A 24,685-nucleotide genomic window follows, 5' to 3' on the forward strand; every position below is an offset into this window, starting at 1 on the left:
ATAAATATGATTATTTAAAATCAAAACGGCGAAGAATATCGCCGCTTTGATTCTCCATAATTAAATTACTTTATCCTCCAAAAGCATCTTTAACTTTGTCAAAAAAACCCTTTTTTTGTTGATGGAAAGTCTCTCCTGTTTCCTTAGCAAACTCTTTTAAAATTTCTTTTTGCTTCTCGTTTAAATTTTTAGGCACTTCAATTACTACCTTAACATATTGATCTCCTCTTCCATATCCTCTTAAATTCGGTATTCCTTTATTTTTTAATCTAAATACCGTTCCAGTTTGCGTACCCTCTGGTATTTTATATTTAACTTTTCCGTCTAATGTAGGTACTTCAACCTCATCTCCTAAAGCTGCTTGAACAAAGGTTATAGGGAATTCACAAATAACGTCATTTCCTTCTCTATTAAATATCTTATGAGGTCTAACATTTATATATATATATAGATCGCCCCTAGGGCCACCCTTTTCTCCAGGTTCGCCCTCTCCTCTTAAAGGCATTACTGATCCAGTATCTACACCTGCTGGTATTTTTATATTAATTTTTTTAATCTTAGCTTCTTTCCCAGTTCCATGACATTTATTGCAAGGACTCTCTATATTTTCACCTGTACCATTACATTCATCACAGGTTTTAACATTGACAAATTGCCCTAAAGGAGTCTTTTGAGCATATCTAACTTCTCCTGTTCCATTACATTTAGTACAAGTAGATTTTTTGGTTCCTGGTTTAGCCCCTGTTCCATTACATACAGAACAATCTTCCATCCTCCTAAACTTTATCTCTTTCTCTGCACCAAATGCTGCCTCTTCAAAATCAATATCTATTTGATATTTGATATCAGCACCTCTTTTTGGCCCTGATTTCCTTTGTCTTGAAGAAAAGCCTCCACCAAAGAAATCTCCAAAAATATCTCCAAAAATATCTCCAAAATCTCCAAAGCCTTGCTCAAATCCTTGTCCTCCTGCTCCATTTCCATTGACTCCAGCATGACCAAATCTATCATATCTTTGTCTCTTTTCACTATTACTCAATACTTCATACGCCTCATTGGCCTCTTTAAGTTTGTCAGAGGCTTCTTCATTGTTTGGATTTAAGTCGGGATGATATTTCTTTGCCACTTTTCTATATGCTCTCTTTATTTCATCTTGAGATGCATTTTTATCTACTCCTAATATTTCATAATAATCCCTTTTACTCAATTTCTCACCACCTTCTAGCTTTGACTATTACAGTTAAAAACCAAAGCTAAATCTTAAGATTTAGCTTTGGTAAATTTTAGATTATTTGTCTTCATCATCTACTACTTCGTAATCTGCATCTACCACATTATCATCGCTTTGATTATTTTCTTGTTGCCCTTGTTCTGCTTGCCCTTGCTGTGCTTGCCCTTGTTGTTGTGCCTGTTCATACATCTTTTGAGATATAGCATGGAACGCATTTGTCAATTCTTCTGTCTTCTTCTTAATATCTTCAATGTTATCTCCCTCTAAGGATTTTTTCAATTCATCTAATTTACCCTGAACTTTTGACTTTTCATCTTCTGAAATTTTGCCTTCCATATCTTTCAATGTTTTCTCAGTTTGATATACTAAAGAATCAGCATTATTTCTAACCTCTATCTCTTCTTTTCTCTTCTTATCTTCTTCAGCAAACTTCTCTGCTTCTTTTACTTTCTTATTTATTTCTTCATCTGTTAAGTTTGTAGATGCTGTTATAGTTATCTTTTGCTCTTTACCAGTTCCTAAATCTTTAGCAGAAACATTAACTATACCATTGGCATCTATATCAAAAGTAACCTCTATTTGTGGTACACCTCTTGGTGCTGGTGGTATACCAGAAAGTTGGAATCTTCCCAAAGTAACATTGTCTTTAGCCATTGGTCTCTCACCTTGAAGTACATGTATGTCAACAGCTGTTTGATTATCAGCAGCAGTTGAAAATACCTGGCTCTTCTTAGTAGGTATAGTAGTATTCCTCTCTATAAGCTTTGTAGCAACTCCACCTAATGTCTCTATTCCTAAAGATAATGGTGTTACATCTAATAATAATACATCTTTAACTTCACCACTTAAAACTCCACCTTGTATTGCAGCTCCCAATGCCACACACTCATCTGGATTTACTCCTTTATGTGGATCTTTGCCAGTAAGTTTTTTTACAGCTTCTTGTACAGCAGGTATCCTTGTAGAACCACCAACTAATATTACTTTATCTATATCTGATGGTGATAATCCTGCATCTGATAATGCATCCTTAGTAGGTCCCAATGTCCTTTCTACAAGATTAGATGAAAGTTCTTCAAATTTTGCTCTCTTCAAATCTATATTTAGATGCTTAGGACCTTCTTGAGTAGCAGTAATAAATGGTAAGTTTACATTGGTAGTCATTGTACTAGAAAGTTCTTTTTTTGCCTTTTCAGCAGCTTCTTTTAGTCTTTGCAATGCCATATTATCTTTTCTTAAATCTATACCATTTTCTTTCTTAAATTCTTCAGCTAAGTAATCTATTATTACTTGGTCAAAATCATCCCCACCAAGCATATTGTCTCCTTTAGTAGCAACAACTTCAAATACTCCATCTCCCAATTCAAGTATAGATACATCAAATGTACCTCCACCAAGGTCAAACACCATTATTTTTTGTTGTTCATCAACCTTGTCAAGACCATAAGATAATGAAGCAGCTGTTGGCTCATTAATAATCCTCAATACATTTAGCCCTGATATCCTACCTGCATCCTTTGTAGCTTGCCTTTGGCTATCAGTAAAATACGCTGGCACTGTTATTACTACATCGGTTACCTTTTCTCCTAAATAATTTTCAGCATCTGATTTTAATTTTTGCAAAATCATTGCAGATATATCTTGAGGTGTATGTTTCTTACCATCAATATCCACGCCATAATCAGTACCCATATGTCTCTTTATGGACATTATAGTTCTATCAGGGTTAGTTATGGCTTGTCGTTTAGCTGTCTCTCCAACTAATCTCTCGCCTTCTTTAGTAAATGCTACAACAGAAGGTGTTGTTCTATTTCCTTCCGCATTAGATATAACTACTGATTCTCCGCCTTCCATTACGGCAACGCATGAGTTTGTTGTTCCCAAGTCAATTCCTATAACTTTTCCCATTTTAAATCCTCCTTGTATATTCTCTGTTATTTTGATACCTTTACCATACTAGGTCTTATGACCTTATCCTTTAGTTTATATCCTTTTTGTAAAACTTCAGTTACTGTATTGGACTCTTTATTTTCAGCTTCATCTTGCATTACTGCATAATGAAAATTAGGATCAAAGGTTTCATCCTTAGCCTCTATCTCTTCTAATCCTATTTTTTTAAGTATTTCCATTAGCTGTTCATATAACATTCTCACACCTTGATAAAAGCTATCTTCTTTAAACTTATCATCTACATTTAATGCCCTATCAAAGTTATCTATCACAGCTAACAGTTCTGTTACTAACTCTTCACAAGCATATTTATATATAGATTGCTTTTCCTTTTCTGACCTCTTTTTATAATTAGTGAAATCGGCCTGCAATCTGGTATAGCTATTGTTTAAATCTTCTTTCTCCTTTAATAATTTTTCATACTCTTTCCTGTAGTCAATATCATTTGATTTTTGACTACATTCTTGATCATCAACATCATCTTTAATCTCATCAGCTTGTTGATCACAATTTTCACTATCAATATGTTTTTTAGTTTCACTTTTCTCTTTACTATCTCCCCCTTCTTCTATAGTCTCACTGGGGTCCTTTTCCTCTTTAATCAACTACTTCACCTCTTTCATTGTATTAAGGCATAATTCAAATAATTATTTTAACAATACAAAGATATTAATTGTATACAATCTAATACCTTTGTATCATCAAATAAAATACTTTGTCAAAATGTCATTTAAATTCAACGCCACAACTTTTACTACAGGTATTACCATGGAATAATCCATCCTGGTAGGGCCTATAACTCCTATTTTCCCTATAGTCTTTCCATCAAGATTATATGTGGCAGTAATTATACTACAATTTTCAAGTTCTTTATGACTGTTTTCACTACCTATAGTTACATCTATATCTCCACTATATCCTCTCATGAGCATATCTACTACAAATTGCTTATTTTCCATGAATGATATAAAGGCTTTAGCTTTAGATACATCTTTATACTCTGGAAAATCAAATATATTAGTCAATCCTTCAGAAAACAATTCTATTTCTTCCAATTCATTTATACATTGGTTAAATAGAGGTATAACATTTCTCAATGTATTTTTATAATTATATATTTCCTTTACAAGACTTTCCTCTAGTTCCTTGCCTATTTGCCCTATTATATGTCCTTCAAGCTTTGCATTTAATAAATTAGTTATTATAGTCAAATGATCTGTAGAAATATACTCATCTACTCTAAACATGGTGTTTTTAACTACACCTGAATCTGTTATTATAACTACCAATATTTTATTATCATCTATGGGTACTAACTGTATATGTTTTAGTCTACTTTGCTTTATCCTAGGTGCTATAGCCAAAGATGTATATTTAGTAATTTGAGATAATATTTTAGAACTATTCTGAATGACCTGTTCTATTTCCCCTACTTCTTCTAAAAGAATATCTTTTATTCTGTCTTTATACTTTAGCTGACCAGTCTTAACCTTCATAAGACTATCAACATAAAGTCTATAAGCCTTGTCTGAAGGTATTCTCCCTGCAGATGTATGGGGCTGAACAAGAAATCCCAAGTCTTCTAAATCTGACATCTCATTTCTTATAGTAGCTGAACTCACACCTAAATCATATTTTTTCGATATTGTTCTAGAACCGACCGGTTCTGCATTAGTTATATAATTATGGATGATGGCCTGTAGTATCTTTAGCTTTCTATCATCAATAATCATAAATAATCACCCCAATTATTCAATCCAATGAGACTATAACTGACTTTCAAGATTTAATATCAATTTATTAGCACTCTAGTTGATTGAGTGCTAAACTTTACGCTTCTAAATTATCATTGAAAATAGCTTTTGTCAATACCTTTATGCAAAAATATTTTATATTAATGAAAATATTATTATTTTATTATTGACCTTTCCAATATTTGATACATATTCTAAAATAAAAAATCCCCAAACACAATATTTGAAAAATCTAATCCAATTGATGTTAATTTTAAAACAGGGCCTTCTTGTACAATAAGGCCTTGCTTCTTCAACTTTTCTATTTTATTTCCAAACAAGCTTTCAATATCTACATTAAATCTCCGAAAAAAGGAGTCATAATTTATCCCTTTATTCAATCTAAGACCCAATATTATATATTCTGAAATTTCCATCTGGTAATCTATATATTCAGTTTCACTTATTGGACACATATTATTATCTATATCATTAAAATAATCCATTATTTTTTCTTTATTACCCCATCTTTTATTAAATAAATTAGAATAGGCTCCAACACCTATTCCTAAATAGGGCTTTATCTCCCAATACATGAGATTGTGCCTACACAAATATCCATCTTTGGCAAAGTTAGATATTTCATATTGTTTGATTCCATTCTTCTTTAATAATTCTATTCCCTGATGGTACATCCTTCTTTCATCATCTTCATCAGGTAATTTTATTTGATGTTTTAAATACATATTATGAAAAGGTGTACCTTCTTCAATTTTTAAACTATAAAAAGATATGTGCTCAACCCCTATTTCTATAGATTTTTTCAATGTTTCCAATACATCATATATCTTTTGATCTGGCAAGTTAAACATTATATCAAAATTCACATTCTTAAATCCTTTTTTTCTTATTGCATTATAAGTATTTAAAACATCCTTACTATCATGTATTCTTCCTATACTCTTTAATATACCATCATTCAGGGACTGTACACCTAAACTTATACGGTTTATTCCTGAAGATTTATATATAGAAAGTTTCTCTTGATCAAATGTCTTCGGATTTCCTTCCAAAGTTACTTCCAATTCCCTTCCTACATTAAAGTTTTGATATACATGTTCCAGTATATTATATATATATTTTCCATCAATAGCTGATGGAGTACCACCTCCGAAAAAAATTGTGTCTATTATATAATCCTTTAACTTATCTGCGTACATATTTATTTCTTTTTTTATATATGCAATATACTTATCAACTATTTCCCAATTATCGTCCCAAGAATTAAAATCACAATAAAAACATTTACTTATGCAAAAAGGGATATGTATATATAACCCCATCTTTTCCATAATTTCACTCCTAGTTATAGTCTTATATTTAGTGGCAATCTTGTATAATTGCCACCAAATATAGATATATTATTTGTCATCAAATTTCAATACAGATAAAAATGCCTCTTGAGGAACCTCTACGTTTCCTACCTGTCTCATTCTTTTCTTTCCTTCTTTTTGTTTTTGAAGAAGTTTTTTCTTTCTAGATATATCTCCTCCATAACATTTTGATAAGACATCTTTTCTCATAGCTTTTATAGTTTCTCTAGCTATTACTTTGTTTCCTACTGAAGCCTGAATAGGTATTGCAAACATATGTCTTGGTATGACATCTTTAAGCCTCTCTGCTATATCTCTTCCTCTTTCATACGCCTTCTCTCTATGGACAATTATAGAAAAGGCATCAACTAATTCTTTATTTATTAATATATCTAGTTTCACTAAATCAGACTGCTTATAGCCTTTAAGCTCATAATCCAATGATGCATATCCCTTTGTCTTTGATTTGAGAGCATCAAAGAAATCATAAATTACTTCATTTAACGGTATTTCATAATGTATTGAGACTCTAGTTTCTTCCAAATATTCCATATCTATAAATTTAGCCCTTCTAGACTGGCATAATTTCATTATAGGTCCAACATATTCAGTAGGACTCATGATAGATGCATTTACTATGGGTTCCTCCATATATTCTATCTCCTGTACATCGGGAAGATTTGTTGGATTTTGAATTTCTATCATCTCTCCATCTGTTTGCATAACTTTATATATTACACTGGGAGCAGTAGTCACTATATTCAAATCAAATTCTCTTTCTAATCTTTCCTGTATAATCTCCAAATGCAATAATCCTAAAAACCCACATCTAAAACCAAAACCCAATGCTATAGATGATTCTGATTCAAATGCAAGAGCAGCATCATTTACTTGAAGTTTTTCTAATGCCTCTCTTACATTGTTAAAATCCTCTCCCTCTGCAGGATATATACCACAATAAACCATCGGAGTTACTTTTTTATACCCTGGCAAAGGCTTCTCTGTTGGTCTATCCGCTTCTGTTACTGTATCTCCAACCCTTGCATCTCTAACATTTTTAATACTAGCTGCTACATATCCAACATCTCCAGCAGACAACTCATCCACTGGTAACTGCATCGGAGCAAATATTCCTACCTCAACTACCTCAAATTTCTTTCCCGATGCCATCATCTTTATTTCCATACCTGGCTTTATGGTACCTTCCATAACTCTGATATCTGCTATTACTCCTTTGTAACTATCATAATAAGAATCAAATATCAATGCCTTAAGAGGTGCTTCCTTATCACCTTCTGGAGCAGGTATATTCTCCACTATACTTTCGAGTACATCTTCTATATTTATACCATCCTTAGCAGAAACCATAGGTATGCCTTCACAATCCAATCCAATTACCTCTTCTATTTCTTTCTTAACTTCATCAGGTCTTGCACTGGGTAAATCAATCTTATTTATAATAGGTACAATTTCTAAATCTTGTTCCAAAGCTAAATACACATTGGCAAGGGTTTGAGCCTCTATACCCTGTGCTGCATCAACTATTAATAATGCCCCTTCACATGCAGCTAAACTTCTAGAAACCTCATAGTTAAAGTCTACATGTCCTGGAGTATCTATAAGATTAAAGATATATTCATTGCCATTATTAGCTTTATAAACCAATCTAGTTGTCTGAAGCTTTATAGTTATGCCTCTTTCCCTTTCTAAATCCATATTATCTAATATCTGCTCTTGCATTTCTCTTTCTGTAAGCAATCCTGTCTTTTGAATAAGTCTGTCTGCCAATGTAGACTTACCATGATCTATGTGGGCTATTATAGAAAAGTTTCTTACCCTACTCTGTCTTTTATCAAACTTCATTGTTTTCCTCCTTCAGTATTAACTTTCTAGCATTTGATTCAATATATTCTAAGTCAACTTCTAATTGAGCTACCCCTGTATCCCTAGCTGCTTTAGCTACAGCCACTGCAACTTTAGGCACTACTCTTAAATCAAAGGGGTCTGGTATTATATACTCTTCATGTAATTCCTCTTCTTTTATTATATCAGCAATAGCTTCAGCTGCTGCAATTTTCATTTCTTCATTTATATCTTTAGCCCTTACATCTAAAGCACCCCTAAATACAGCTGGAAATGCCAATACATTGTTTATCTGATTGGGGAAATCAGAACGCCCTGTAGCTATTATTTTAGCTCCACCTTTCTTTGCATCCTCAGGCAATATCTCAGGAACTGGATTCGCCATAGCAAATACAATAGGATCTTTAGCCATAGTACTAACCATTTCCTTACTCAACACTTTCCCAGCAGAAAGCCCTATAAATACATCTGCATCTTTAATTATATCTTTCAGTGTCCCTTTTCTTCTATCTTTGTTAGTCAGTTCTGACATACGAGACTTATACTTGTCCATGTCTTCAGTCCTACCTTTATAGATGGCACCTTGCCTATCACATATAATAAGGTTATTAACTCCTCTATTTAAAAGCAACTTAGACACAGCCGTAGCAGCAGCTCCCGCACCATTTACTACTACTTTTATATCTCCTATATTTTTTCCTAACAATCTCAAGGCATTAGTTATACCTGCTAATACAACTATGGCAGTACCATGTTGGTCATCATGAAATATTGGTATGTCCATAGATTCTTTTAATCTTTTTTCTATTTCAAAACATGCTGGAGCCGCTATATCTTCTAAATTGATACCTCCAAATGTAGGCTCTAAAAGTTTAACAGTTTCCACTATTTTGTCTACATCTGTAGTATTTAAACATACTGGTAATGCATCAATAGCTGCAAACTCTTTAAATAATATAGATTTTCCCTCCATAACTGGCATAGCCGCCTCTGGTCCTATATTGCCAAGACCTAGAACAGCAGTCCCGTCAGAAACAACTGCCACTAAATTACCCTTCGATGTATAATCATATACTAAATTTTTATCTTTATGAATCTCTTTACAAGGCTCAGCTACTCCTGGAGTATATGCTAAAGACAGTTCTCTTTGATTTCTCACAGGCAATTTACTCTTTATTTCAAACTTTCCCTTTTTATCTTTATGTAAATTCAAAACTTCTTCAACAAAATCCATTTTATTTCCTCCCTTTAATTACAGTAATTTTTTTCTACTAAAAGTTCCTATAAAAAATTAAGGATCGTCGATTGGTCGATCCTTTTTAATACTCCCTCTATAATTTTAGCAATAAAATCTTCTCCATAGGATATATTATATTTAATTTTATCTATGAAGTCATCAATTTTTTTCTGATCAATATCAAATTCTTTCCCCATTACATATATGGTATGTAATGTACCATCATATTCATAGGAAAATACAGTGCTATTGACACACATAAGCTTATTATAACAGTTGTCCACTATAAAAATTCCCTGTAAAAATAATACTATCAGAAGGAATACTACAGTGCTTTTCTTTAATCTAATTGTTCTTTTATATCTTTTATTATGATATCTTTCCATCCTTTTACCCATTCACATCACCATTGATATTATGGGCAAAATATCATATATTTATACCATTAGGTAGGCTCTAATATAGAGACCCAAATCTATCATCAAAGGGATAATACCTAAAAAATGCCTTTCCCTTTATTTTTTCTATTGAAATGGTTCCAAAATATCGACTATCTTTACTGGCCATTTTCTCTCTATTGTCTCCCAATACAAAAACTTCTCCCTCAGGTACTTCAACCCTTATATCTTCATAAGTATAAGCATCCTCAGGTAAATATTTTTCACTTAGTTCTTCTCCATTTAAATATACCTTTCCATCTTTTATTTCCACTATATCTCCTGCTATACCTATAATTCTTTTTATATAATCCTTATCAGGGTCATCAGGAGCCTTTAGTACTACTATATCTCCCCTTTCTGGGTTTCCTAGTATATATACTATCTTATTAGTAAATAATCTATCTTTTTCATCAAGGGTAGGGAACATAGAATGTCCCAGTACATAAGTAGTATTTAATAAGAATGTCTTTATCAATATTGCTATAATTACTGCTAACGCTATACTCTTTATCCATTCATACATTTCCTTTTTTATGTCCTTTCCCAAGCAAAACACCTCCATTGATGTATTTTATCATGTTTAATTATAGCACTATTATGAACAAAAAAAAAGATAATAAAAATATGGTAATATTAAACAATATATTATTTAATGTTATTTATTGCTTTATTTAACACATTTGCAATATATTTAGCAGATAGTTTTGCCTCTTCTATACTATTTAAATTGCTTCCTATTTCTAATAATGTAGCATGGTTACTCATGTACTGATTGTATTTACCGTAGGGCTTTATCACTATACCTTTACAGAAACCAGGATACATACTGTCAGAAACTGCCATAATATATTTCGCAAATTTAAGTACCTCTTTTCTATTTGGAGTATCATTTCCTACAACCAGTCTAAATGTAGCCACATCTTTTCCGTCTATATTTATTAAAGCATTTTTTCTAGCTTTATCTATATATGCAGCATTGGAAGCTATTCCATCTCTATGTATATCTATAAGCAATTTTAAATTGCTTTCTTTATTAATTTCACCCTTTATAGTTTCTAAAGATCTTGCATAAGACTTATTAAATGATGGTATATCATGATACTTTTCTATATGCTTAACTTTATGTCCTTTTTGACTCAATATATCCGTTATAATGTTACCTATAGTAATTACACTATACTCCTTCTTTGTAGAATGCCAATTGTCTTCTGTAATTGGGTTATATACCTCAGTGGCATGGGTATGATATATAAGAATGTATGGCTTATTTTTATCCACTTTTAATTTTGAAGGGTATTCTATATTTTCCTTTATCTTTCCAAAATCTATATTATCTTGGCCTTTAATATTTTCCTGTTGATTTTCAACAAAAGGGTCTATAAAAATTATATCTCCTATAATAGGAATATTGCTATTTTCATCATCATTTATTGGAGGAACTTGATGTTCCTCCTGCTGTACATCTACTACCTCTTTATAATTAATTACATTGGCTACAGCGGGAAGTTGAGCCTTTATATAACCTCTAAAACTTAATATTTCCTTTGCAGTACTTAATATATTTTGTGCTATATTTCCTTCTGAGTTTTGTCTGTAATCTTTATTATATAAATAATCTATATATGCGCTAGTATTTGTCATAACCTTTAATAAGGTTTTTTCTTTAATGTTTATATGCCTATTATACTCCATATATAGTTTTTCATTAGTAAAAGCTGCTGCTACCTTTTGGCTGTTATCATCTATACTAGAATGGAAAAATACAAAATTAGATATTATAGTATAACCTCCAAAAAAAGAAAGCAAACATACTACACCTATGATTATATACAAAGTACCCCTATCTTTAACTCTGTAGTACATAAAAACACTCCCTAGTCATATGATTTTTTTATCATTTATCCATACATAATTATATTCTAGGAAAGTGTTTAATATGATTTTCTATTAATTTAAAAATCTATTTACATCTTTTAAATCTATACCTGGGTGCAAAGATATATTTATACTATTAGCAATTACAGTTGAAACATTATTTATCAAGTCATCTATTTCTTTAGGCGTAACCATAACATTCCCTTCAAAGGGATTTAACACCTCGGTAATGAGTCCATACTTATCTTCTTTCTTCATATTATTAAGTAGAGAATAAAAATCTCCATTGGGTTGACACTCATCTAACATATTATCTACTAACATATCCATTGTATCATTTACTATAGTTGCTGCATCTACTACTGTTGGTATGCCGATAGCTATTACAGGGACTCCTAAGTATTTTTTGTTTAAACCAATTCTTCTATTTCCCACTCCAGAACCAGGATTGATTCCAGTATCAGATATTTGTATAGTTGTAGCTACCCTTTCCATCCTTCTGGATGCCAATGCATCTACGGCAACTACTAAATCTGGATTTGTTTTTTCTACTATTCCTTTTATTATTTCACCTGTTTCTATGCCTGTTATTCCCATGACTCCAGGTGATATAGCAGATACATTTGCCATAGTCTCATCTTCTTTTTTATTATAAACCTTAAAAAAGTGTCTTGTCACCAATACATGCTTTATAGCTTTAGGACCTAAAGCATCTGGTGTAACATTCCAATTTCCTAATCCCACGACCAAAGTATTATTAACTTTTTGAGAAGGAATTAACGCCTTTATTTCCTTTGCCAATACCATACTCATTTCATCCTTAAAATCTTGATCCATCTTTTTTAATGCTGGTGCTTCTATTGTTATATAATCCCCAATTTCTTTACCTAGATTCTTCTTTCCTGATTCATCTAAAACCTTTACTCTAGTTATCACATAGTCCTCTTCTTCCTTCCTTTCCACTTTAACTCCTGGTACTTCTTCATTAGTCTGTTCCCTATATAGCTCTCTAGTCTCTATCGCTAAGTCAGTCCTTATATTATACACAGCATGTTACCTCCTTCATTCTCCATCACATGATATTTTATTAATAGTATTGCTCTTTATCTATAAATATATTAATTCTAAATACATTTTTTTATTGATGCCCTTGCTTTTTAAATGTGTTCATGGTAAAATAACCTTTGTTAATGTAGTCGAAGGGGGTGAACCTGTTGGCAAATATAAAATCTGCAAAAAAAAGAATTAAAGTAATCAACGCTAAAACGGCTGTTAATAAAAAAAGAAAATCCGAAGTTAAAACTTATATTAAAAGATTTAATGATGCTGTAGACGCTAATAACTTTGATGAAGCTAAAGAACTACTTAGATTAGTTGAAAAGAAGCTTTATAAGGCAGCGGCTAAAAATACAATTCATAAAAATGCTGCATCTAGAAGAGTAAGTAGACTTAGCAAAAAATTAAATGCTGCTATGTAATGTCTTGATTAGACATAAAATAAGCTTCGGACGAACCGAAGCTTTTATTGCTTTTTGTATTCCCTATCCAAAATAGACATTATAATCATAGACCTATAACCATCAGAAGATTTTTTACACTCTCTAAGCGTACCTTCTTCCACAAAACCCATAGATTTATAAATGTGTATCGCCCTCTTATTGTCATCATATACATCTAACCACAATCTATGGCATCCATATTCTTCAAAGCTCATTTTCTTAATAAGTTCTATTGACTCTTTACCATATCCATAACCTTTTTTATCTATGACCAATCTCATAAATTCCAACGAATTATGGAAATTTTCAAATCCTGCCATAATTAAATACCCTATTATTTCATTTTCTTCAATATCTCTAATAGTTATATGTAATTCATCTCCATTGTTTATAGATTCTAGATGCCTTTCTTTAGGCCATTGATATACAAATTTATTATTTTCTTTTTTTCTCTCTATCTCTATAATTGTAGGTATATCTTCTGTTTCAGACTTGTCAAAAGTCAATCTATGGGATCTTATTATGCTTTCAATCAATCATCTTCCCCCCTGTATATTTTTTGTTGTTTCTACTATCAACATCTCCACTCCTAATTTAGAGTCCATACCCCCTTTTTTTATAGCCCTATCAATATCTAAAGCTCTATTTAAAGCATATTCTAGCTGTCCTATATTAAGTCTTTCACTTTGATTAATTAGTTTTTTAGCTATATATGATGGAACCCCTATTTTTTTTGCTATATTAGTCTGGATATATCCTTTATTTTTTAGCAATTTAGACATAAGCAAAAGTCTAAATTGTCTTATTATCATGTACAATATCAATTGGATTGGTTCATTCTCCAGCAACATTTCATTTAAAATCTTAAGTGACTTATTTAGATTTGATGCGCCTATGCCATCTACCAACTCAAATATGTTATTCTCTATAGATTTAGTTAATACCATATCTATATCCATTTTCTCCACTATATTTTTTTCACCTATAAAATTTATTAGCTTTATAATTTCATTCTCTACATCATATAAGGTCTTTTGACTATTTCTATCTAAATATCCAGTACACTCAACAATATACTTTATATCTTTCAGCTTTGCAGTCTTGTCATAATTAGATAACAACTTGGTTATCCACTTTTCTAAATCATATTTATTTATCCTATTTATTTCAATTATTGCATCTTCTTTTTTAAATTTCTTAACTATCTTCTTTTTTCCATCTATCTTTCCATCCTTTATTAAAAAAAATAGACATGTGGCCATACTAGGAGACTCAATATATCTTAATAATTCTTTTTCATCATATTTTTTATCAGTCTTTCCACCTTTGAAATAATTAAAATCTTCAACTACAACAATCTTTTTTTTATCCATAAAAGGTAAAGTTTCACATGCATTTATTATATCCATAACCGAAGTATCATCGTCATCTAAAAGTATATAATTTAATGTTTCAAATTCTTCCCTAACAAATTTTTCTTTTAATTTAGTTACTATCCAATCCTTGAGATAATTTTCTTCCCCAAAACATAGATATATAGGTTTTAATCGGTTTTTTTTGATTTCTTCTATAAAGTTTTTATAATCCATTTTTTGCACCTCAATAATATTATTATATATATAATTAAAATCAAAATATCTAGTCCATATAGCCTTATTACATTATATAATTTTAACTTTTCTTTTTTATAAGTTTCTATATTAAACCCTTTTTCATCCAAAATTATAGTAATTAAACCTTCATTATCTGTCCGATATATTTTTATATCTTCAGCTCTAAACCTATTCAACACACTATTATTTGGATGTCCAAAGTTATTTTTCCCTACCGATATAATAGCTGTATGTGGATTCACAGCTTTTATAAATTTTTTTGTAGAAGATGTACTACTTCCATGGTGAGGCACTTTTAATATATTAGATTTTATATCTTTTTTATCTATTAATTCATATTCCATATCTTTTTCTATATCTCCTGTAAATAAAATCCTTTTTTTATATGCATTAATCATTAGGACTAAGGATTTATTATTATCTGTATAATCCCCATTGGCTATTTTAGGACTTGGTCCTAATACATCAATATAAAATGATTTATCTAAAAATAACCGTTCTCCATCTTTCAAAGTAGTAATGCATATATTATTATTATTTGCCGTTTCTAATATATCTTTGTATAATTTTTTATCTGGATTTCTATATCCTATAAATAAATTATCTACATTTAGACTGTTCATGACAGTAACAGCAGCTTTACAATGATCAGCATCAAAATGAGTAATAAATATACCATCCAGATTCTTTATTCCATTTTTCAACATTAAAGGTGCTGTTATATTTTTACCTATATCAAAATTTCCAAAATCACTGCCTCCACTATCTATCATTAAAGTAGTATTACCTTTTCTTATTATTGCGCAATCACCTTGTCCTACATCTACAAAACTAATATATATCTTATCATCTAATATTGTAGTAAAACTATAACACAATATAATCACAATAAAAATAATATATAAAAACCTTTTTATATTAAAATTTATATTAATCATATCAACTACTCTAAAAACAGTCAAAATAGAAAAATAATATATAAATATTTCTAAATGATTTGGAGATACTACAATCATATCTCCAATATATAATTTATCTAATATATACATAAGAATATCCAATATATATAATATACCATTAAGTATAAATCCCAATATTAAAGTTAATTTAAAGCTCAATATAGAAATAAATATCATAATAAATCCTATAGAAACTCCAAAGGATATTAAAGGTATAATTACTATATTTGTTATTAATGCAAAATATGAAATAGTATTAAAATGATAGGCCACTATGGGAATTATCCCCAGTTGAACAGAAATAATTGTGCTGATAATACTCAATATATAACTTTGTCTCTTCAATAATTTAAGAAGTTTATTATTAAATACCAATATAGATAGTGTAGCTATAAATGATAATTGAAAACCAATATGGAACAACCAAAAGGGGTTTATTAATAGTAACAGGACTCCTACAAAAAATAATCCATTTATGGCATCATACCTTCTATATGTTGTAAATGAACCCATAAAAACAGAAAACATTATCAGTGCCCTTAAAACAGAAGGAGGAAACCCAATCATAAATCCATAAAACCACAAAATACCCAAAGTAAATACTGTAGATACATTGATATTTATCATTAATAATCTAAAAATACCCATAAACATTGCCGCTATTATACCTATATGCAATCCAGAAACAGCTAGTATATGTGCAATACCAAAGTCTCTAAATTTTTCAATATAAGACTCATCTAAATATCTATCATCTCCAAGTATTATAGATTTCATAATATTACTGTATTTAGGCGACAACATTTCATCAAATATATTGATTATATGATTTTTAAATTTATCAATTACAGCTAGAAGCCTATTATTGCCAGAAGATACAATCTTTACATTATAGTCTCTAGCATTTATATAAGTATGTATATCTTTTGTCAATAAATATAATTGATTATTAAATAACTTAGGATTTGAATTTTGTCTAGGCCTATTAACCATACCCTTTACACTTACAACTTCTCCAATATAAAATTTTTTCTTCCCATATAACTTAAGCAGTATTTTTTCATCTATTTTATATATTTTTTTATTAACTTTAATAGTATCTGTATCTATAATATATTTGGAATATTCTTTATCTATATAGTTTTTCTCCTTGACTACTCCTTCTATATCTACTATTTCATTGGCATAATCTTCGATTTTGCTTTTATTTGTATGGAAACTTACTAAAAAACCCCCTAATAAAAACATTGCAATATATACATACAATGCACGTTTAAATCCCAAATAGACATCTATAAAGATCAATACAAAAATAAAAATTGTAAAAAAGGCCATAATTATCATATCTAATTTAAAATTATCGAATACATATATTCCCAATATTAATGATATTAACAAATTTATAAAGGGCCTACGCATATCATTCTCCCTAAAATTATATAATCAATTTTTAGTAACTCAACTTAATTATAACATTATATTTAAATATAAATGAAAAAAACTTATAATTTAAGATTATTTAACATGTATAATTATGTTTTTATTAAAGTTATTATTAAAAAATTTTCTAATAATTTAGACTACGTATATGTAAAAGAGTATATCTCAATGGACTTATGTCATTAAATTCTATTTTATTTTATGTATATTTATTCATTGATTACATAATAATTCATTTTGTGTGTTGACTTTTTACATTATATCCTTTAAAATCAACATTGACAGAGTTTTCTTGTTATTCTTTTATGAATATTTCATGAATAAGGAGGCCCAATATGAAAAATAATTATATGTTAAATGTAACATCTGAAATTAGTAAGTTAAAAACTGTTCTTCTTCATAGACCAGGAAAAGAATTGGAAAATTTAGTACCAGATTTATTAGAAAAATTATTATTTGATGATATACCTTATCTAAAAATAGCACAAGAAGAGCATGACAGCTTCGCTCAAATACTTAGAAACAACGATATAGAAGTATTATATCTTCGAGACTTAGCAGCCGAATCATTAACTACAAATGAATTAAGAGAACAAATGATAGAAGATTTTTTAGAAGAATCCCATGTCTTTGGACAAGATAACAAAGAGATAATCAGACAATATCTCAGCGATTTTAATAATTATCAACTTATAGATAAAATGATGGCAGGAGTCAGAAAAGAAGATCTTAAAAACTACAAAAGTAAATTCCTAGTAGATATGGTAGCTAGAGAATATCCTTTTATCTTAGATCCCATGCCAAATTTATATTTTACAAGAGACCCCTTTGCTACTATAGGGAATGGAATAACTCTCAATAATATGAAGACAGGTATAAGAAATAGAGAAACTATTTTCGCAAAATATATATTTGAAAATCACCCAAGATTTAAAGACAAAAAAATACCTATATGGTTCAATAGAAATGAAAAAACTTCTTTAGAAGGCGGAGATGAATTAGTATTAAATGATAAAGTCATTGCAATGGGCATTTCAGCTAGAACTGATGCAGCTTCTGTAGAAAAATTCGCTAAAAATATATTTAATGACGGTCAAACATTCGAAACAATTTTAGCTTTTGATATACCGAAAAAAAGAGCATTTATGCATTTAGATACCGTGTTCACTATGGTTGATTATAATAAATTCACTATACATCCTGAAATAGAAGGTCCTCTTACTGTATTTTCAATCACTAAAGGTACAAATAATGATTTAAATATAGTTAGAGAAGAAGATACTTTATCAAATATACTAAAAAAATATTTAGAACTAGACAAAATAACACTAATACCTTGTGCTGGAGGAAATAAAATAGATGCACCAAGAGAACAGTGGAACGATGGATCTAATACCTTAGCTATAGCACCAGGTGAAGTTGTAGTATACGAAAGAAACTATGTTACAAATGAACTTTTGAAAGATCATGGAATAAAAACCCATTTGATGCCAAGCTCTGAGCTTTCCAGAGGCAGAGGTGGTCCAAGATGTATGAGTATGCCACTTATTAGAGAGTAGCTAGTAGTTCGTAGTCGATGGCAGAGAACCTACGGTTCTCTACATTGTGCTACCAATTACTACATGCTACAAACTCTATTAATTATAGACAATATGTTTGCATATCTTTACTTAGTTCCAATATGGAATCATAATTATCTGTGGCTTCTTTCATTATATCTTCGAGCTTATACTCAGGCCAAAAATGTGTCAATATAAGCCTTTTTACTCCTGCCTTAGCTGCTATCATACCTGCTTCACTAGGGGTTAGATGGGGTATATCATCAGTTTTATCTCTACTCAATACTCCTGCCTCACACAAAAACAAATCAACATTTTTCACAAAATCTATTAACTCAGTAAAATATGATGTATCTGAAGAATATACAAAAATCTTTTCTCCATTATCTACTTTAATACTATAGGTTTCAACGGGATGTTTAGTTCTCTTAAATGTTACTTTCAATTCATTTATATTTAACACTTTCTCCTCATCAATATCTCTTATATCGAATGCCCCATTATAATTCATATTATTTACTATATATTGGTCATCTTTAGGAGTATATACAGGTATAGACCCTTGAAATTTCCCCTTAGATTTATTTATACCAATGGCATATTTAAAAACAAACATATCCCCAATATGGTCCATATGCAAATGACTAAGTATGATAGCATCTATTTTCTTTATATCAATAAACTTAAACAATCTGGACAATACACCATTTCCACAATCAATTAATATCTTTGTATCATTCTCACTTTCAAGCAAATACCCAGAGCAAGCTTTATCTGTTCCAGGATAAGGACCATTATTTCCAAGTACTGTTATTTTCATCTCTACACCTCCACGAGAAGTTCCATGTTTGTTTCTTAGTATAAAACAAAGAGCCTAAACTGTAAAGTCTAGACTCTTCTAATTAGTTATCCTTTTTTAATTTTCAATATATATTTATTAATAGTTTCTACTTTATTTAGTGTAGCAACAGCAAAAGATGCTATCACCATTCCTCCCACAAACTGTAATATATTTGCTGGAACACTAAAAATAGGAACAATCATATTGCCTTTAAGTATTCCACCACTTATATAATAACCAACAACCATCCAAAGCCCTGCCACAGTCATGCCCATAAGACCAGTTATATTAAATAATTTTTTCCCTTTTTTCTTCAATATTATATGAAGAACTATGACTAATATAGGTATAAATGCAATAGCTAGCATCAAAGACTTTTGTACATTACCTATCAAGTTTATCAACTCATTAGTTCCATTCAATTCTAATTTGTTTATAAGAAAAGTCGTCATCTCCGAATTATTTATTCCATTAAGTATTTTAGACAAAATATTTTTAATAGTTAACCCAAATGCTATCCATATAGTTATACTCGCAAATGTCACACCAGTATTTAAAGCTTTAGAATCCTTCTCTGTTAATTCTTTTGCCATGTATCCCACTATGGCTCCCATTATTCCCTTTATTATCAAAGTAGGAACAGCCCAATGGGAATATCCCAAATACAAATCAGCTAAAGAAGATCCTAATCCTCCCGTTATAGCTCCAAATCTCCATCCCAATAATATAGCTGAAATAAATACCATACTATCCCCTATATGAATATAACCTTCAGTAAAAGGTACTGGCACATGGGGCATTATAGCAGTAGCAGCAAAAACCATTGCTGTCATAAGACCTCCAAATGTTATTTTTCTAATATTTAATTCTTCCATTCTTTTCCCCTCCCTTTATAGATACAATTATATCATAATTGTATCTATAAAGAAAGTATTTTTTTTGATTTGTACCCTTATTGTATCTATTATTATTTTTGTTTATTGATATTTTGCAATAAAAATAGTAAAGTTTCCATTAATCATATTGTACAAATAAAATATAATTAACGGAAACTTTACTATTTATTTCTGTTCCTATTCATTTTATTCATTGAATATACACTCAATAAAATACCTACTACAATATATAAAGACCCTCTAAATTTGTCGTTTCCAGTAGCTAGTGAAAAATTAGACATATGATTCAAGTAATTAAACAAAGTCCCATTCCTTTCAATTTTTTATTTCCATATAAATCTTTCAATCTTCTAATATAGGAAACAATTTTAACATCTTTTTTTGATGTAAACCACAACTTCCCTCATAAATTTCAGAATAGAATTCCCTTGCCTTATTAATATCATTATAATAGTATTGATATATTGAACCTATCTCTTTATAAATTCTATAGTCTTTAACTCCTATTCCAAGAACTTTTTTATATACTTTTAATGCCTCATCTACATGTTGGCATTTTATAAGGGATTTAGCTATCTCCCAATAATGTTCTTCTAATCTTATATGATTTTTTTCTTCAAAATATATTGATGCAATTAATTCGTATTGCTTTTTCTCAAAAAGAGTAGGTATATACTTGGGTTCCATCAAATATTCTTTTATAAATGTCTTTTTATATTTTGGTATTGACCTGTCTTTTATTTTTTTAGACATCCCTTCAACAAAAATGCCATAACTTTCAGTTAAATCATATACTGTTTCTTCGAAGGCTTGGAATACATATATTATTTCTTGCATGTATGTCTTAAATAATTTATACTTGATTTCTTTTAAATAATTCAAAAATACTTTTTCAAATTCCTTTATAGTATACATTTTTATTATATTAGTATTTTTAATAATCTTGGATTTATTTAAATACATCTCTATAGAATAACTATATAATTCAAAACTTTTTATTGTAAACAAAGAAGAAGAGCTACTATATATTATTTTTCCCAATTCATTAAAACATAGATATGTATCCTTTACCCTCTCCCATATGCCTTCATCTCCAAAATTGTAAAATATTTGAAAATGAACAAAAAGCTCCGACATTAAAAATAAAGCATATTTTTCAAATATCTCATAGTCTTCATTTTTTATTGTTTCTTTTAAAAAAGGTATTAAAGATTTAAAAAATTGAGCCTCATCACATGAATAATAATATGTTTTATTTTCTTCTAAATTAATCTTTGAATATCTTGTATAATAAAGTTTATCTATAGGAATTATCTTTAAGACATTATATATTTGGTCATCTATATTGCCATATACATTTACACGAGATATTAGTTCATTGGCTATTATGGGAATATCCAAAGCCTTTATATCTCCTTCTTTAATCCTTCTTTCAATATAGCTATCTATTTCTCTATTATATACAAATAATGCCTTTTCATATTCTCCATATCTACAAAAAAGATCTTTTAAACGATTAGCTATCAGAAAATCCAACTCTATTTTATTTTTCTCATTGGATTCATTAAAAACTTCTATTCTCTTGAACATAATATAATTTAAAATAGGAAGTATATTTCTTCTTTCATAAAATTTTTCAATATAACCTAAATATTCAATATTTAATTCATCATATTCTTTAGGATATAGCATATTTATTAAATCATATTGTGTCTTAGACTTAAATTCTCTTAAAAATGTATTTTCCAATCTTACCCCTCGTTTCATATATGTCACATTTCAAAACGCTAATATATTACCATAATTCAATCTTAACACTTTAATATCATATATAATAATATAATTTTGTAATATATTATTATATATGATATTAGAAAAACTATATAGCAATTATGTTTTCTTTTTAAATTATAACATATATTTTCCACAAATACATAAAAGAATTAAGCTTAATAGCTTAATTCTAGATTTGTGATAAACATATAAGTTTATTAAAATGCATAAAATAAGCCTATCATCTCAATTTTTTCGATATATATCCCTTATATCCTTTGTTGGATGATTAGGATATTTTATAACTTTCCCTTCCCAAGTCCTTATAATTATATCCTCTTTTCCTCTAGAAAGTAAATATTGTGGTAGTATGGGCGTTTTTCCTTGACCTTTAGGTGCATTTACAATATAAGTAGGTATAGCCATTCCTGAAGTATACCCCCTAAGATATTCTATAATTTCAATACCGTCATCTATAGATGTATTGAAATGAGTCGTACCTATAACATGCTTTGCATGGAATATATAATAAGGTCTTATTCGTATTTTAAGTAATTCATGATTTAATGACTTCATTATACATTTATCATTATTGATACCATTTAACAAAACAGCTTGATTACCCAATGGTACTCCTGCATTAGCTAATTTTTCAGCTGCCACTTTTGCCTCTTCAGTTATTTCCTTAGGATGATTAAAATGTACATTTATATAAATAGGATGGTATTTTTTTATAATATTAACCAAATTATCTGTAATCCTTTGAGGCATAGTAACTAACGTTCTAGTTCCAATCCTTATATACTCTACATGTTCAATAGCCTTTAATTCCTTTAATATCCACTCAATTCTATCATCAGGTAAAGTTAATGGATCTCCACCAGTTATTAGCACATCTCTTATTTCTGAATTCTTTTTTATATAATCAATGGATTCCTTTATAGCCTTAGTAGTTTTATGCATATCTTTTTGGCCTATATTTCTTCTGCGTTGACAATGTCTACAATACATAGCACATTCATTTGTAACATTGATTATAAGCCTATCGGGATATCTTCTAGTTATACTACCAGCAGGATTTGTATACTCCTCTGCCATAGGATCTTTATCTCCTTCAGTTTCTATAATCTCTAAAGCTGTAGGTATAGACATAAGCCTTATGGGGTCAAAGGGATCTTTTTTATCTATGAGACTTGCATAATAGGGGGACACTGCCCACCTATATCTTCTTCCTACTTCTTCTATTTCTTTCTTTTCCTCTGGAGTTAAATCAATTATTTTTCCCAATGTCTCTACATCACTTATTCTATTAGACAATTGCCATTTATAGTCATTCCAATCCTCTTCGGTTCCCTGTAAAATTGCTAAAATCTTTGCCTTAGATTTTTCATATTCAAGTGTTAAATCTAATCCTTTAGGAATTTTATCTTTAACTTCTAAATAATCAGATATTCTAGATTTTAGTTCCTCTGCTCTTTTTAATGAAATTTGTCTTTTACTATTTTTTCCAGCTTCTTTCATCAGCATTCCTCCTCATGGTATATTATATAATTTATGACTTATTCTGAATGTTCAGAATTGTCTTTGTTGTTTTTTTGAGCTTGAAAAATAACATATTTAATATTTACAATATGTTTGAAAACAACCCTTATAATTTTGAATTTAAATCCATGGGTATGTTAGTAAAATATTTTTAAACACAAGATTTGATTATTAATAATTTTGAAAAGAATTTAATAGATTGGTTATAACAAGCTATTATATTATAGCCCATATTGAGATAAATGTCAATAATTACACCTTTTGCAAAATATAATTTTCAAAAGTATATCACTTCAAAATAATCCTTTTAAATGATAGAATAAAGTATAACTAATTAAAAATTAGACTTGTATGAGTCTACAAATGGAGGTATTTATGGTTAAAAAAATTAGTTTTATTTTTCTTATAATATTATTAATATTCAATTTAGGTTGTACTGAGTCTCTAAAAGAACAATTACTTGACTATGTAAATATTGCTTTACCCCCTGCTATTACATTAGAAAATGAAGCATTGGAAAAATATAGTATAGCTTTTAAGGAATATAGTGATGACACCAATAAACTTTATTTATCCTTAGAAAAAAATATAATCCCAAAATATGAAGAGTTTGTTGGAGCTTTAAATGAAATCGAAACTAAATCTCCTGAAATAACTAATATACATCAGCTCTACATAAAAGGAGCAAATAAACAATTAGAAGCTCTAATAATACTCAAAAACGGATATAAGGAAAAAGATAATAAAAAAATACTCGCTGCTGATAAACTTTTAGAAGAATCTCGAAAATATATGAAGGAATTTAAAGATGCCATAGTAGAACTTGCCGAAGAATACAATATAGATTATAAAATACAATGA

General features: G+C 29.5%; 21 protein-coding genes. 3 read left to right on the forward strand and 18 right to left on the reverse strand.

The features are described from left to right. Positions 1-70 precede the first annotated feature (70 nt). The 11 genes from dnaJ to gpr all read right to left on the reverse strand — a co-directional run bounded on the left by dnaJ (position 71) and on the right by gpr (position 12,749). Complete coding sequence (gene dnaJ / locus Q326_RS0101050; RefSeq protein WP_026893689.1) at positions 71-1,207, reverse strand: molecular chaperone DnaJ; 1,137 nt, start codon at positions 1,205-1,207, stop codon at positions 71-73. Between the two features lie 81 nt (positions 1,208-1,288). Further along, positions 1,289-3,139 (reverse strand): molecular chaperone DnaK, encoded by a 1,851-nt coding sequence (gene dnaK / locus Q326_RS0101055; RefSeq protein WP_026893690.1) that lies wholly within the window; start codon positions 3,137-3,139, stop codon positions 1,289-1,291. 26 nt (positions 3,140-3,165) lie between these two features. After that, the gene (gene grpE, locus Q326_RS0101060) at positions 3,166-3,786 is read right to left on the reverse strand and encodes a nucleotide exchange factor GrpE (RefSeq protein WP_051531008.1); all 621 of its coding nucleotides are present in this window, start codon (positions 3,784-3,786) and stop codon (positions 3,166-3,168) included. A 96-nt stretch (positions 3,787-3,882) separates the two neighbouring features. After that, on the reverse strand, positions 3,883-4,914 hold the full coding sequence (gene hrcA / locus Q326_RS0101065; RefSeq protein ID WP_026893692.1) for a heat-inducible transcriptional repressor HrcA: 1,032 nt from the start codon (positions 4,912-4,914) through the stop codon (positions 3,883-3,885). 215 nt (positions 4,915-5,129) lie between these two features. Continuing rightward, entirely contained in the window at positions 5,130-6,266 is a 1,137-nt protein-coding gene (gene hemW, locus Q326_RS0101070) for a radical SAM family heme chaperone HemW (protein WP_026893693.1), read from the reverse strand. 69 nt (positions 6,267-6,335) lie between these two features. Continuing rightward, the gene (lepA, locus tag Q326_RS0101075; RefSeq protein WP_026893694.1) at positions 6,336-8,150 is read right to left on the reverse strand and encodes a translation elongation factor 4; all 1,815 of its coding nucleotides are present in this window, start codon (positions 8,148-8,150) and stop codon (positions 6,336-6,338) included. Next, on the reverse strand, positions 8,140-9,384 hold the full coding sequence (locus Q326_RS0101080; protein ID WP_026893695.1) for an NAD(P)-dependent malic enzyme: 1,245 nt from the start codon (positions 9,382-9,384) through the stop codon (positions 8,140-8,142). The genes lepA and Q326_RS0101080 overlap by 11 nt, the downstream gene beginning before the upstream one ends. A gap of 47 nt (positions 9,385-9,431) precedes the next feature. Further along, positions 9,432-9,785 carry a hypothetical protein gene (locus Q326_RS0101085; RefSeq protein ID WP_026893696.1) on the reverse strand — a complete coding sequence of 118 codons (354 nt, stop codon included), beginning with the start codon at positions 9,783-9,785 and terminating at the stop codon, positions 9,432-9,434. A 58-nt stretch (positions 9,786-9,843) separates the two neighbouring features. After that, the gene (gene lepB / locus Q326_RS0101090; RefSeq protein WP_245592041.1) at positions 9,844-10,374 is read right to left on the reverse strand and encodes a signal peptidase I; all 531 of its coding nucleotides are present in this window, start codon (positions 10,372-10,374) and stop codon (positions 9,844-9,846) included. Positions 10,375-10,472: 98 nt separating this feature from the next. Further along, positions 10,473-11,690, reverse strand: a complete 1,218-nt coding sequence (gene spoIIP, locus Q326_RS17790) for a stage II sporulation protein P (protein WP_051531009.1) — start codon at positions 11,688-11,690, stop codon at positions 10,473-10,475. A gap of 84 nt (positions 11,691-11,774) precedes the next feature. Beyond that, positions 11,775-12,749 carry a GPR endopeptidase gene (gpr, locus tag Q326_RS0101100; protein ID WP_026893698.1) on the reverse strand — a complete coding sequence of 325 codons (975 nt, stop codon included), beginning with the start codon at positions 12,747-12,749 and terminating at the stop codon, positions 11,775-11,777. A 167-nt stretch (positions 12,750-12,916) separates the two neighbouring features. On the opposite strand from gpr, the gene rpsT reads away from it, so the two are divergent. Then, positions 12,917-13,180 (forward strand): 30S ribosomal protein S20, encoded by a 264-nt coding sequence (gene rpsT, locus Q326_RS0101105; RefSeq protein WP_026893699.1) that lies wholly within the window; start codon positions 12,917-12,919, stop codon positions 13,178-13,180. A gap of 44 nt (positions 13,181-13,224) precedes the next feature. Here the strand turns inward: rpsT and Q326_RS0101110 are convergent, their stop codons facing one another. The 3 genes from Q326_RS0101110 to Q326_RS0101120 are packed head-to-tail and all read right to left on the reverse strand — an operon-like array spanning position 13,225 to position 17,192. Beyond that, positions 13,225-13,737: a GNAT family N-acetyltransferase gene (locus tag Q326_RS0101110; protein WP_051531010.1), complete on the reverse strand. Its 513-nt coding sequence runs from the start codon at positions 13,735-13,737 to the stop codon at positions 13,225-13,227. Further along, positions 13,738-14,790 (reverse strand): DNA polymerase III subunit delta, encoded by a 1,053-nt coding sequence (gene holA, locus Q326_RS0101115; RefSeq protein ID WP_026893701.1) that lies wholly within the window; start codon positions 14,788-14,790, stop codon positions 13,738-13,740. Then, complete coding sequence (locus Q326_RS0101120; RefSeq protein ID WP_026893702.1) at positions 14,769-17,192, reverse strand: DNA internalization-related competence protein ComEC/Rec2; 2,424 nt, start codon at positions 17,190-17,192, stop codon at positions 14,769-14,771. Before Q326_RS0101120 ends, holA begins: the two co-directional genes overlap by 22 nt. A gap of 356 nt (positions 17,193-17,548) precedes the next feature. Here Q326_RS0101120 and arcA point away from each other — a divergent pair, with 356 nt between their 5' ends. Beyond that, complete coding sequence (gene arcA / locus Q326_RS0101125) at positions 17,549-18,772, forward strand: arginine deiminase (RefSeq protein WP_026893703.1); 1,224 nt, start codon at positions 17,549-17,551, stop codon at positions 18,770-18,772. A gap of 82 nt (positions 18,773-18,854) precedes the next feature. Here the strand turns inward: arcA and Q326_RS0101130 are convergent, their stop codons facing one another. The 4 genes from Q326_RS0101130 to eam form a co-directional block, all read right to left on the reverse strand. Beyond that, complete coding sequence (locus Q326_RS0101130; RefSeq protein ID WP_026893704.1) at positions 18,855-19,592, reverse strand: MBL fold metallo-hydrolase; 738 nt, start codon at positions 19,590-19,592, stop codon at positions 18,855-18,857. Between the two features lie 86 nt (positions 19,593-19,678). Continuing rightward, positions 19,679-20,488: an ECF transporter S component gene (locus tag Q326_RS17795; protein WP_051531011.1), complete on the reverse strand. Its 810-nt coding sequence runs from the start codon at positions 20,486-20,488 to the stop codon at positions 19,679-19,681. A 363-nt stretch (positions 20,489-20,851) separates the two neighbouring features. Beyond that, positions 20,852-22,258, reverse strand: coding sequence for a hypothetical protein (locus tag Q326_RS0101140; RefSeq protein ID WP_026893705.1), 1,407 nt, complete (start codon positions 22,256-22,258; stop codon positions 20,852-20,854). Between the two features lie 270 nt (positions 22,259-22,528). Then, a complete protein-coding gene (gene eam / locus Q326_RS0101145; RefSeq protein ID WP_026893706.1) occupies positions 22,529-23,803 on the reverse strand; it encodes a glutamate 2,3-aminomutase in 1,275 nt (424 codons plus the stop codon). A gap of 396 nt (positions 23,804-24,199) precedes the next feature. Here eam and Q326_RS0101150 point away from each other — a divergent pair, with 396 nt between their 5' ends. Continuing rightward, positions 24,200-24,685 carry a hypothetical protein gene (locus Q326_RS0101150; protein WP_026893707.1) on the forward strand — a complete coding sequence of 162 codons (486 nt, stop codon included), beginning with the start codon at positions 24,200-24,202 and terminating at the stop codon, positions 24,683-24,685.

Source organism: Clostridiisalibacter paucivorans DSM 22131, from assembly GCF_000620125.1.
GTDB classification, from domain to species: Bacteria; Bacillota; Clostridia; order Tissierellales; family Clostridiisalibacteraceae; genus Clostridiisalibacter; species Clostridiisalibacter paucivorans.